Consider the following 13,293-nt stretch of genomic DNA (forward strand, 5'->3'; position numbering starts at 1 on the left):
GCCTTTACGTTTACCTTACTTCGTCATCATTAGTCAACGAAAATCTGCTATTTTTTATAGTCATTCCGAATTAATCAAATTAAAAAACACAACACAAATAAGATACTTATTGCACATTAAGTGCAACCATTTTACACATAAGCAAATAACAAAATGCTATATACATAACGCTGTCATCGTGTGAAATTTGTGCTTTAATTGTTGTTACCGCAGTGGACGCAGTAACTCAAAACAAGAATAAGGAGAGGCAGATGAAACTAAAAGTTGCACTATGTTTATTTCTGCTTGTTTCTTTATCTAGCATGGCCAATACCTTACCTGCACTTCCTTCTTCACAGAGCCAATCTCCACATCGCTTATTTCTTTCAAGCGAAAGTGATGGTCAACAATTTGATAGTTGGACTATTGATGGCGGTTATTCTTATAACCTTTTTGACAATTTAGATCTGTACATTGGAGCGAGGATAAATAATTCCGACTACGGATCCGAAAGTGGTTTTTTAAGTGGCCTTAGCTACCAGCTAACCCCAAAATTATCACTAAAAAGCACCTTACGGTCAGCCGCCAGTAATCCGAATGATACGAGCAGTGCCGATGCTATGGCGGCGGAGCTATCTAGCAGACTTCAACTGTCAGAAAACGTTGATTTACATGCCACCCTTGATTATCAAGAGTGGCAACAAGGCGTTCAATTTGGGGTGGGTTTCAGATTCTAGTGCCAGTCTAGCGCTTGAGTTGACGTTAAAACACCATTCCAATCGGCATAAACATAGTCACCCGGCTGAATCATCTGGTTGAGGATAGTCAGCGTCACATTAATTTCGCCTGCACCTCTCTTATCGGTCTTAAGTGGACAACTAGCTAACGCTTTCACGCCTAAATCCATTTGCGATAACGCAGCAACATCGCGTATCGCTCCATAAATGATGACCCCTTCCCAACCGTTTTCAATCGCCATGATCGCCAGTTGGTCACCCAATAAGGCTCTTTGACACGAACCGTTACCATCGACGACTAAAACTTTCCCTTTACCATTTTGGCTTAATATGTCACGAACTTTAGAGTTATCGTGATAGCAACGCACGGTGACAATTTGCCCCCAAAAAGCACTCCTTAAACCAAAAGTTTGCAAAGGCAAATCCAATATATTGATTTGCGATTCAAATTTATCGCAAATATCTGGTGTGATATCTATCATCCTTCTTCCTTGATTATTGTTTATTATTTTCATCTGACACATTAGACGCGCTGTAAAACCACAGCTCAATCAACCATAATGCCAGATACTTTACTCACCTATTCATACAAACGATGCAAAGAAAAACCCGCTGAGAATGAGCATAACTTGGCGGCCAACTGCATTTAAAAGACTGAATATTCATATTGGTGACATCCATAATAGTGCGATATCCCCCGCTGTAAACGTTGATTTTTTACGCAATTCCCATTTTTTGACAAGTATCGAGTTAACAAGTTCTTTGCTGGTAAATTTCTATGTGAGGTAAAGCCCATTACGCCTAATGCTACCATCCCCAGCGAAAATCCCCAAAAAGCATGCTATTTGCATGGGTAATGTGGTGTAAATTTACAACTGCTTAAGACGATTAATATTTGTTACATTAGAACTCTTGATGTAAATCAACAAAGTGATTGGAATTAACATTCTGCCGTTGTTAGCATGCTGTTAACATTATAGAATCCGCCTTAAAGACTAGTAGAACACCGAGGGTATGGAGACCTCAATGCAAGATATGCCTAAGGACGGCGGGCAACTGAAGTAAGTGTTTTTTTCAAAACTTTAGTTTATTATCGGCAGCAGATTACCTGTATGTTGCAATTTTTTGCCTACAATTAATTCTATTAGCACAATTTTTTCACAAGTTTAGGTACCGCCAATGCAAACCCCGCAGATTCTTATCGTTGAAGATGAGCAAGTAACTCGTAACACTCTTAAGAGTATTTTTGAAGCAGAGGGATACGCTGTTTTTGAGGCCAGTAACGGTGAAGAGATGCACCATGTGCTGTCTGATAACCCCATTAACTTGGTCATTATGGACATCAATTTACCAGGTAAAAACGGCCTTCTGTTAGCTCGTGAGCTTCGTGAACAGGCTAATGTTGCACTGATGTTTTTGACTGGTCGTGATAATGAAGTTGATAAAATCCTCGGTTTAGAGATCGGGGCTGATGACTACATCACCAAACCATTTAACCCACGTGAACTGACGATTCGTGCTCGTAATCTTCTAGGTCGTTCAATGAATACCAATACGACTCAAGAAGAGAAACGCAGTGTGGAAAAATATGAGTTCAACGGTTGGGTATTGGATATCAATAGCCGCTCTTTAGTGAATCCGGATGGTGAAGGCTACAAGCTTCCTCGCTCAGAATTCCGCGCTTTACTGCACTTCTGTGAGAACCCAGGAAAAATCCAAACTCGCGCAGATTTGCTTAAAAAGATGACTGGCCGTGAATTGAAACCACACGACAGAACAGTAGATGTGACGATTCGTCGTATCCGTAAACACTTTGAATCAGTATCAGGTACGCCAGAGATCATCGCCACAATTCATGGCGAAGGCTACCGCTTCTGTGGTGATCTAGAAGACTAAACGTCTACCCCCAGATAGTTAGAAGCCCTTTAACCTCAGGTTAAAGGGCTTTTTTCATGGCTGACTACTGCGCGTGGAGCCGTTCTATAAATCTAATAGACTTTGTCGATGAAGACGCTCTTTTCGATAAGCCACTGCGCTGTTGTACCATCGCTCAATTGCAAAGCTACATTAACGGGCTTATCCACATTAAGCTGCATCGGCCATTCAAACACAACTTCCCATTGATCTTCACTTTGAGTCCGTAAATCTAACGATTCACTGCCCACCAGCCAATTTTTATCCCTTTGCTGGACCATCAACGCGTCAATCGTTAAATTGGCAGGTAATATTGCCGACGAATCCAATCTTAATGTCCCATGCACAAGAGGTATTTCGCTCTCATTAGCTGTAGGCATTTGATTGATCCAAAGGTTACTTTTCAACCCAATGGTGATATTTGATATCACGGCACTGCTGTCCTGCAGCCAATTCACTTGCGGTGAACTACAGCCAGATAGTAGCGCCATGACTAATGAAGCCAACCCGATTTTTTTCATACCATTACCTTTGAGTTAACCATTGTTTCAAGACTTGAATATCGTGTTGATACCCATTTTTAATTTCATCTATCCAGTCACCAATATTTTCCCACCAAGCAGGTAGCTCTGGTGACTGTGCCTTTTGTGCAACGTTTTGGATGTGTTTCAAACCAATTGAACCCGCAGCACCCTTGATTTTGTGTGCTTCTGAAACAATGCCTGCTTGATCTTTTGCTACCATATTGGAGTCTAGCACTTCAACGTAACTGGGCATCATCTGCTCGAACATTTGGATACTTTCCAGCACAGGTTTCGGGCCAACAATATCGATATAAGACTCAAGCATTTCAAGATCGAGCAAATGCGTGTTCAACTCACTGTGTTCTTCTGAGGCAGCCTTAACCTTAGCGTCGGCAAGTTGAATCGCCTCACTATGGGTGAATTTTGCAATCACCTCTTGAATCGCCAGTACTGACAATGGTTTACTGATCGCGTCATCCATCCCTTTCTCTAGATATTCAGCTTTATTTTTCAATACGTTGGCGGTCAATGCGACTAATGGCGGAAGGTTATCATAAGTTTCTCGGTAAAACGCAGCGACATCAAACCCGGTCATGTCTGGCAATTGAATGTCGAGGAAAACCAGATCGTACTCTTGCGGCACAAATTTTTGTTTGGCTTCTTCACCTGTCATAGCGACGGTAACCGTGTGTCCTAAACTTTCTAGCAAAGAACGAGCAACTGTAATATTGAGCTCAATATCTTCAACCATAAAAATGGCTAAACTTTTTTGAGGAACGGGTAACGTTGGTTTGAATTGGGCATCTTGTGCCAAAGGCACACGAATTGAAACGGTGAAGGTGCTACCAAAACCTTCTTCACTGCTCACAGAAATATCACCATCCATTAAGTTGATTAACTGGCGAGATACCGCTAAGCCAATCCCCGTGCCAACAGCGTGCAAATTGTCCTTACCTGATTTAACTTGGTAATACATGGCGAAGATTTTATCGAGTTCAGCCTCTGGTATACCAATGCCTGTGTCTTCAACTTCCATGGTAATGTGCGCAAACTTATCCTCAATGTCAGCGCAGACCGTCATGACGACGCCACCTTCTTTGGTAAATTTCATCGCATTACTTATCAGGTTCCACAATACCTGACGCAGGCGCGTAGCATCCACTTCAATCGCAACAGGTAAATCACTGAGCCGTTCGAGATCAAACCTAAGCCCTTTTTGCTCTGCCATCAACGCCGAGATGCTTTCAATTTCAGCAACAAATTCTTCAAAATTCAACGGCGCTGGCAGTAGTTCTAGTTTCCGGCGGTCAAACTTATCCATATCAATGATATCGTTGAAGATATTACCTAACGTAATGGCACTGACATTAATGGTCTGCATGTACTTACGCTGTTCTGGGGTCATGGGGCTATCGAGCAACATGCGGCTCAAACCAACGATACCGTTGAGTGGTGTGCGCAATTCGTGGCTGATGGTCGAAATAAAGGTGGTTTTATCCCGGCTCGCTTTTTCCAAAGACTCTTGATTGCGTTTACGTTCGGTAATGTCTCGCCCAAAGCCCACCAACCCTAAGTGGCGGCCATCTTTGCTATAAAAAGGGACTTTACGCAGTTCAAAATAGTTTTTGCGGCCATCAGGGTATTCAAGCCACTGCTCATAAGTGATGGCTTGATTGTCAGCAAACACTTTTTCGTCAGTTTCAACGATCTGTTGCGCGACTTCTTTGCTATAGACATCCCACGGAGTTAACCCAACCAACTGATGCTCACGCTTGCCCGTTAGCTCTTCCATCGCTCGGTTGCAGCCAGAAAAAACGCCGTTCGCATTACGGTAGTAAATCAGATCAGGAGAGGCATCGATAAAAGAGCGCAATAAGGCGGTTCTTTCTGCCAATTCAAGCTGCGTTTTTTCGCGTTGATAGACCTCGTTTTCTAAATCGGCCATCGCCTCTTCACGCGCTTCCTCTGCCTTAATTCGCTCTTCAATTTCTTGGTTGAGTTTTTCGATATTTTGCTGAAGCTTATAATTGAGCTCTTGATCGCGTGAGCGCATGTCTTTGAGCTTAGAAACCAACTTCGAGAGACGTTGACGTGACTCTTCTAACTGATCGACCACCACAGAAAGGAAATAGACCGCCCAAGGCGTGATCAATAAACCAAAAAAGACGGAACGAACGATGTCGATATCATCAACATAACCATTGAGCACCAGCGTGATACCAACTTGCACCACCACTGCCAAGGCCACTAAAGCGAGCGCAAGAAGAATGGAGAAACGGAGAATGCCCAGTTTGACCAATAGGTCGACATAGTACTGGGCAAGGTTTTTCATGGGTTTCATTAAACACTTCCATGTAATAACAGTGCCACTAGTCTAACGCGTTTAACGTCGATTCGTCAGCCAAGTTAATCACAAGGATTTGCGAAATTGCTTGAATCTTTAGCTGTTTGGAAGCGTATAGACAAACGGTCGACTTAAGAGTGAGCCTTGTGCGCCACCTTGATTAAGTGCTCGACCTATTTCGGTCATCGCAAGCCAACGATTTTCACACCACAGTGGCGCAAGCAGGGTCGGCCGCCGGGCGGCTGACGAGACTCGGTGATAAATGATCTCAGGCGGCGTCATTTGAATCAATTCACTCGCAATGGAAACATACTCTTCTAACGTTGGCGCTTGTAATTTTCCTGCTCGCCACGCTTTGGCCATAGTACTGCCTTCAACAATATGCAACCCATGTAACTTGATACCATCAGTGCCTACCGCTAAGACTTGCTTTAAGGTTTGAAGATTATCGGTACGAGTTTCTTTAGGTAGCCCCACAATGAGATGCGTGCATACTTTGATCCCCAAGGCTCGAGCGCGCTCAGTGATCAACGCATAACATTCAAAATAATGACCACGGTTGATCCGTTTGAGTGTTTGATTATTGGCGGTTTGCAAACCCAGTTCGAGCCAAATTTCAAAACCTTGTCGCACATAATCGGCCAATAAATCGAGCACAGCATCGGGTACACAATCAGGCCGAGTGCCGACGCATAACCCAACAATGTCAGCCGATTGAAGCGCTTGCTGATACATATTTTTCAACACCTGCACTTCCGCATAGGTACTGGTATAAGCTTGAAAATACGCGAGATATTTTTTGGCACGTTTGATTTCACCAGCGCGTTCTGTCAATTGCTGCTCAATACTTTGGGCTTGTGTTTCTTCATCAGCAAAAGAAGCGACATTACAGAAGGTGCAACCACCTCGCCCAATCGTGCCATCTCGATTCGGACAGCTAAAACCACCATGCAGGGTCAGCTTGTGAACTTTTTCGCCATAACGGCGCTGCAGATCTTGGCCGATCGTGTTAACCAGTTGATGTAATTGCATTGAAGAAATACCGCTTATAGATAGTAATGAATCTCAGTTAGATTTATGTAACTAAATTACATCCCTGCAAAATAAATTCACAAAGAGTAGCCGTATCAAACACTATCCAACCTAACAAAAATCAATAAACATTCATAAAAACAGCGTTATTTGCTTAATGTTGCACCAATGTTAAACAGTGCATGCATTTTTAACGAAAAAAATGGGCGACTAAAATGAGTTTTCGTTGGAATTCCTATAAACAAAATTGTAGGATACTTACACATCCGCCCTATTTTTTGTGATATTCCTTACATAAATAGTTGTGGAAAAATCGGTGATATTCGCACCCCTCCTATACAAACCACTAGCAAGTGGCATAAATAAATTGAATATCACTAAGGAATGTTTTTCTCGCCATATTTTTCCGGCGAGAGACGGAAAGGATTCGAACCCGCCAACACAGGCAGGTTTAGATTGATAACAATTAAAGGACAAGTCGCATCGCTAAGTATGCCTTAGCACACGTGCGTCTAAATTGAACTGGAAGGATGTATCTATGGTAGATAGAGAGCAGGATTCACGAGGTCTATATACTCCTGAATTGGAGCATGACGCTTGTGGTATCGGTTTTGTTGCCCACCTGAAAAACCGTAAGTCTCACCAAGTTGTGACTCAAGCTTTAGACATGCTTGCTCGTATGGAACACCGTGGTGGCCAAGGCTGTGACCCATGTTCTGGTGATGGCGCAGGTATCTTATTACAAAAACCCCATGAGTTTTTACTTGAAGAGACCGTTAAACTTGGCTTAAAACTGCCTTCGTTTGAAAAGTACGGCGTCGGCGTGGTGCTGTTTCCAAGAGATGAGCACAAACGCGCCCAGTGTCGTGATATTTTAGAACGCAACGCCAAGAGACTCGATTTAGAAGTACTGGGTTATCGCGTTTTGCCAACCGATAACTCCATGATTGGCGCAGACCCACTTAGCACTGAGCCTCAATTTGAGCACGTTTTCATCTCCGGTGGCCCAAGTACCACCCCCGCAGAATTAGAGCGTAAATTGTACGTTCTGCGTAATTACACCGTTCGCGTATGCTTAGAAAGTGTATCTAACATTGGTGATGATTTTTACATCAACTCCATGTCTTACAAAACCTTGGTGTATAAAGGTCAGCTCACCACTGAGCAAGTACCACAGTACTTCCTTGATCTACAAAATCCGACCATGGTGACCGCGCTGGCACTGGTGCATTCTCGTTTTTCGACCAATACATTCCCTAAATGGCGCTTAGCTCAGCCTTTCCGTTACATTGCTCACAACGGCGAAATCAACACAGTACGCGGCAATTTAAACTGGATGAAAGCGCGCGAAGCGATCCTCGAATCAGATTTGTTTACACAAGCTGAAATCGACATGCTGCTGCCAATTTGCCAAGAAGGCAGTTCAGATTCCGCCAACTTCGATATGGCATTAGAGTTATTGGTTCTGTCTGGCCGCAGCCTGCCACACGCCCTGATGATGATGATCCCTGAAGCGTGGCAAGAAAATAAAAATATGGATCCAACCCGCCGCGCATTTTACCAATACCATGCTAACGTTATGGAACCGTGGGATGGCCCAGCATCAGTATGTTTTACTGATGGTGTACAAGTTGGCGCAACACTGGACCGTAACGGCCTGCGCCCATCACGCTATACCGTGACTAAAGATGATTTTCTGATCATGGCTTCCGAATCTGGCGTGGTTGAAATTGCACCAGAGAACGTGGAATACCGTGGCCGTTTACAGCCCGGACGTATCTTTGTCGCTGATTTAGAGCAAGGACGCATCATTTCTGATGAGGAAGTGAAAGACAGCATTGCGAATGCGCAGCCCTACGCCAAATGGGTTGAAGAGAACCTCCTCAGCTTGAAAAAACTGCCTGAAGCGAGCAACCAGTACAGCCAACCTGCTCCTGAGCGTCTAATGTCACGCCAACAGTCGTTTGGCGTCAGCTCAGAAGAGGTGAATGAAATCATTCTTCCTTTGGCAAAAACCGGTTATGAACCGCTTTCGGCTATGGGTGCAGACTGGCCTCTAGCAGTGCTTTCGCATCAATCACAGCATCTCTCCAACTACTTTAAGCAACTGTTTGCTCAGGTCACCAACCCACCGATCGACCCGATCCGTGAAAGAATGGTGATGTCGCTCAATACTTACCTCGGTAAAGATCAGAACTTACTGACAGAGACCCCCCTGCACTGCTTAAAAGTCGAATTGGAATCTCCGGTTCTTTCCAACTCTGAGCTTGAGAAACTGCGCGCTATTGATAACGAACATCTGCAAGCGAAAACCTTAGATATCGTATTTCAAGCCAGTGAAGATCAAGGCAAATTGGAGCGCGCGCTGAAACGCATTTGCCAATATGCAGAAGATGCGGTTATCGATGGTTACTCGATTATTTTATTGACTGACCGCGCGGTAAACTCAAACCATGCGGCGATCCCTGCAATGCTCGCTGTCGGTGCAGTTCATCACCACCTGATCCGCAAAGGCTTACGAGCTAAATGTGACATAGTGGTAGAAACCGGCGACGCGCGTGAAACGCACCACTTTGCGACATTGATTGGCTATGGCGCAAATGCGGTTAACCCGTATTTAGTCATTGAAACCATTATCGATTTACAACGAGTCAAAAAACTCGACCCGACCATTGCAGCGAAAGATCTGTTTGACAATTACCGCAAAGGCATCAACGGCGGGCTGCTGAAGATCTTCTCCAAAATGGGCATCTCCACATTGCAGTCTTACCACGGTGCGCAAATTTTTGAAGCGTTGGGCATCAGCAAATCAGTGGTAGATAAGTACTTTACTGGCACTGTATCGCGCATCCAAGGTTTGACCATTGATGACATCGCAAAAGAGGTGTTAGTTCGCCATCGCGTGGGCTACCCGACTCGCGAAGTTCCAGTGCAAGTGTTGGATGTGGGCGGCGTTTATCAGTGGAAACAGCGTGGCGAAAAACACCTGTTTAACCCAGAGACGATTTCGTTGCTGCAACAATCAACACGCAACAAAGATTATGTGCAGTTCAAGCAATACGCGAAAGCGGTAGATGACCAAGGCGACAACGCTGCCACGCTGCGTAGCCAGCTTGATTTTGTTAAAAATCCAGCCGGTTCGATTCCCATTGAGGAAGTGGAACCGATTGAACGTATTTTAAAACGCTTCGCAACCGGTGCCATGTCGTTTGGTTCCATCTCCTACGAAGCACACTCAACGTTAGCCGTGGCGATGAACCGTATTGGCGCGAAATCCAACTCGGGTGAAGGCGGTGAAGATCCAGCACGCTTTGAACGCAAAGAAAATGGCGATTGGGAACGCTCTGCAATTAAGCAGGTCGCTTCTGGTCGTTTTGGCGTGACCTCCTACTACCTCACCAATGCCGATGAACTACAGATCAAAATGGCTCAAGGCGCGAAACCAGGTGAAGGTGGGCAACTGCCGGGTGATAAAGTCGATGATTGGATCGGCGCGACACGCCACTCGACTCCGGGAGTCGGTCTTATTTCACCACCACCACATCACGATATCTATTCGATCGAAGATTTGGCGCAGCTGATCTTTGATTTGAAAAACGCGAACCGTACCGGCCGCGTCAACGTGAAATTAGTTTCCGAAGCCGGGGTTGGTACTATCGCCTCCGGTGTGGCTAAAGCCAAAGCGGATGTGGTATTAATTGCTGGCTATGATGGCGGCACGGGTGCATCACCGATGTCTTCGATTCGTCACACAGGCTTACCTTGGGAGCTCGGCCTTGCTGAAACGCACCAAACCTTGCTTAAAAATGGCCTGCGTAATCGCATTGTGGTGCAAAGTGACGGTCAGATGAAAACACCACGTGACCTTGCAATGGCGACATTGTTAGGCGCGGAAGAGTGGGGAATTGCCACCGCTGCGCTAGTGGTTGAAGGGTGTATCATGATGCGTAAGTGTCATAAAAACACCTGCCCAGTAGGGATTGCGACACAAAACAAAACCTTGCGTGAGCGCTTTGATGGCCGCGTAGACGATGTCGTCACCTTCTTCCAATACATGGCGCAAGGCTTACGTGAAATCATGGCTGAACTGGGTTTCCGTACTATCGATGAAATGGTTGGCCAATCGCATAAACTGAAAGTGCGTGACAACATCAACCACTGGAAATACAAAAACCTCGATTTGTCACCAGTGTTGTACATTCAAGAGCCTCGTGCAGAAGATGGTGTTTATTGCCAAACCAAGCAAAATCATCATCTAGAAAACGTGCTAGATCGTCAGCTAATTCAAGTAGCCAACCCCGCGCTTGAGAAAGGCGAAGCGGTTAACGCAGTCTTCCCTATCGTCAACACTGACCGTAGTACGGGTACTATGCTGTCGAACGAAATATCGAAGGTATATAAAGACCAAGGTCTACCTCAGCCAATGAAAGTTAAATTCAACGGCTCCGCAGGACAATCATTCGGGGCATTCCTTGCTAAAGGGGTGACGTTTGAAGTGGAAGGTGATGCCAACGATTATTGGGGTAAAGGCTTATCTGGCGGTACCTTAGTGCTCTACCCTGACACGCGCTCAACCATCATTGCGCAAGATAACATTGTGGTGGGTAACGTCTGTTTCTATGGCGCAACTTCTGGTGAATCCTATATTCGTGGCCTTGCTGGAGAACGTTTCTGCGTGCGTAACTCAGGAGCTAAAGTGGTCGTAGAAGGTATCGGCGATCACGGCTGTGAATACATGACAGGTGGAGTCGCAGTGATCCTCGGTTCGACAGGACGTAACTTTGCGGCTGGTATGAGCGGCGGTGTAGCCTACGTGTGGAATCGACATGGAGACTTCGAAACTAAGCTTAACGCTGAATTGGTTGATCTCGACCCACTGCAACAAGAAGATACCGATCTGCTACGTGAGATGCTCAACAAGCATGTTCAGTTCACAGGAAGTGAAGTGGCTCAGTTATTCCTTGATAATTTTGAAGCAAACCTCACCCAAATGGTGAAAGTGATGCCGCGTGACTACAAAGCGGTTCTTCAAAAACGCAAGGCTGCAGCTGCGCAAGTACAAACGGAAGAAGTGGAGGCCGTATAAATGGGTAAGCCTACTGGATTTTTAGAACATGGCCGCGAGCTGCCAAAAAAGCTCGATCCAACGGTTCGCATTCAAAACAACCAAGAGTTTGTCCTCAACGAAGAGTTTGGTAGCAAAATTAATACTCAAGCGTCTCGTTGCATGGACTGCGGAGTACCGTTTTGCCATAACGGTTGCCCTATCGGTAACATTATTCCTGAATTTAACGATGCCGTTTATCGTGATAGTTGGGAAGAAGCTTGGAAGATCTTAAGCTCAACCAATAACTTCCCCGAGTTTACTGGTCGCGTGTGCCCTGCTCCTTGCGAAAGTTCGTGCGTACTCGGGATCAACCAAGATCCCATTACCATCTGTAATATAGAAAAAACCATCGTGGAAACGGCTTATCGCGAAGGCTATGCCAAAGCGAAAAAGCCGCGTTCTCGTACTGGAAAAACCATCGCCATCATTGGCTCTGGCCCGGCGGGTTTGGCCGCAGCTGAGCAGTTGAACAGCGCGGGTCACTCAGTTACTGTGTTTGAACGTGATGAAAAAGTCGGCGGTCTGCTGCGTTTTGGCATTCCGGATTTCAAACTGGGTATGGACGTTATTGATCGCAAAATCAATTTGATGGCAGAAGCGGGCGTCAAGTTTGAAGTAAACGCACATATCGGTGTTGATATCAACGCACAGCAACTGCGCCAAGAGTTTGATGTCATCTTGCTTACTGGTGGCTCTACCGTGCCTCGTAACCTGCCGATTCCGGGGCGAGAGTTAAAAGGGGTTCATTTTGCGATGGAGTTTCTGGCACAAAATAACCGCCGCGCGAATAACATGGATCTTAAAACTGACGAGATCCACGCTAAGGGCAAACATGTGGTGGTAATTGGTGGTGGGGATACTGGTTCTGACTGTGTCGGAACCTCAAACCGACACGGCGCCGCAAGCATCACGCAAGTTGAAATCATGCCGATCCCGGCCAATAAACGCCCAGCCAACATGCCTTGGCCGCAATATCCAATGATTTTGCGCACCTCAACCTCCCACGAAGAGGGCTGCGAACGTCATTGGAATATTCTAACCAAAGAGTTCCTCGGCAACGAGCAAGGTCAAGTCACGGGGCTACGTGTTGCTGATATCGTTTGGCAAGATGCAAAACCGGGTGAGCGCCCGAACTTTGATGAAGTCGCGGGCAGTGAACGTATTATTGCGTGTGATATGGCTTTCCTTGCTATGGGCTTTTTACATCCAGAACCACATGGTGTACTTGCTCAGCTTGATATCAAGTTAGATGAGCGTGGCAATGTGGCAACACAAGGTTTTGCGACCAACCAAAAAGGTGTTTTCGCTGCAGGTGATATGCGCACAGGACAATCGTTAGTCGTACGTTGTATCAATGAAGGGCGCGAGTGCGCACGCGAGATCGACGCTTACTTGATGGGCAACACCAACTTAGAAGCGAAAGCCGACTCATTGATGCTTTCAGCCTAGTGCCTCGCGCTCTTTTCGCTGGTTCAAGGTGATCCAGAGCGCTAAGCAGCGATGATTCCTTCCAACGTTCTACTTTTTGGCCAGCATTTAATGCTGGCCTTTTTTATGGCTAATTCTTATTCCATGAGATTACCCACGTTAACAAACTGTAACAACAAAAATTCTATCTCATTGAATATATTATATTAATCTAGATGATTAGGTGGT

General features: G+C 45.5%; 8 protein-coding genes. 4 read left to right on the top strand and 4 right to left on the bottom strand.

Annotated elements, in window-relative coordinates; all coding sequences use genetic code 11:
• Positions 1-212 precede the first annotated feature (212 nt).
• Entirely contained in the window at positions 213-716 is a 504-nt protein-coding gene (locus tag AACV12_RS05360; protein WP_017043071.1) for a hypothetical protein, read from the top strand.
• On the opposite strand, the gene AACV12_RS05365 is transcribed toward AACV12_RS05360, so the two are convergent.
• Complete coding sequence (locus AACV12_RS05365) at positions 713-1,198, bottom strand: putative 4-hydroxy-4-methyl-2-oxoglutarate aldolase (protein ID WP_170900015.1); 486 nt, start codon at positions 1,196-1,198, stop codon at positions 713-715. The two genes, AACV12_RS05360 and AACV12_RS05365, sit on opposite strands and share 4 nt — an antisense overlap.
• A 697-nt stretch (positions 1,199-1,895) precedes the next feature.
• Between AACV12_RS05365 and arcA the strand changes: the two genes are divergently transcribed.
• Entirely contained in the window at positions 1,896-2,612 is a 717-nt protein-coding gene (arcA, locus tag AACV12_RS05370; RefSeq protein WP_013856108.1) for a two-component system response regulator ArcA, read from the top strand.
• A gap of 92 nt (positions 2,613-2,704) precedes the next feature.
• On the opposite strand, the gene AACV12_RS05375 is transcribed toward arcA, so the two are convergent.
• From AACV12_RS05375 to AACV12_RS05385, 3 genes are all read right to left on the bottom strand, one after another.
• On the bottom strand, positions 2,705-3,151 hold the full coding sequence (locus tag AACV12_RS05375; RefSeq protein WP_013856107.1) for a hypothetical protein: 447 nt from the start codon (positions 3,149-3,151) through the stop codon (positions 2,705-2,707).
• A gap of 4 nt (positions 3,152-3,155) precedes the next feature.
• Positions 3,156-5,495 carry an aerobic respiration two-component sensor histidine kinase ArcB gene (gene arcB / locus AACV12_RS05380; protein WP_170900016.1) on the bottom strand — a complete coding sequence of 780 codons (2,340 nt, stop codon included), beginning with the start codon at positions 5,493-5,495 and terminating at the stop codon, positions 3,156-3,158.
• 99 nt (positions 5,496-5,594) lie between these two features.
• Positions 5,595-6,530, bottom strand: coding sequence for a TIGR01212 family radical SAM protein (locus tag AACV12_RS05385; protein ID WP_170900017.1), 936 nt, complete (start codon positions 6,528-6,530; stop codon positions 5,595-5,597).
• A gap of 538 nt (positions 6,531-7,068) precedes the next feature.
• Here AACV12_RS05385 and gltB point away from each other — a divergent pair.
• Both gltB and AACV12_RS05395 read left to right on the top strand, forming a co-directional pair.
• The gene (gltB, locus tag AACV12_RS05390; protein WP_029189889.1) at positions 7,069-11,616 is read left to right on the top strand and encodes a glutamate synthase large subunit; all 4,548 of its coding nucleotides are present in this window, start codon (positions 7,069-7,071) and stop codon (positions 11,614-11,616) included.
• Positions 11,617-13,086: a glutamate synthase subunit beta gene (locus AACV12_RS05395; RefSeq protein ID WP_013856103.1), complete on the top strand. Its 1,470-nt coding sequence runs from the start codon at positions 11,617-11,619 to the stop codon at positions 13,084-13,086.
• The last annotated feature ends 207 nt before the right edge of the window (positions 13,087-13,293 follow it).

The sequence above is a fragment of the Vibrio sp. 2-2(8) genome (genome assembly GCF_963888495.1).
Classification (GTDB): domain Bacteria; phylum Pseudomonadota; class Gammaproteobacteria; order Enterobacterales; family Vibrionaceae; genus Vibrio; species Vibrio anguillarum.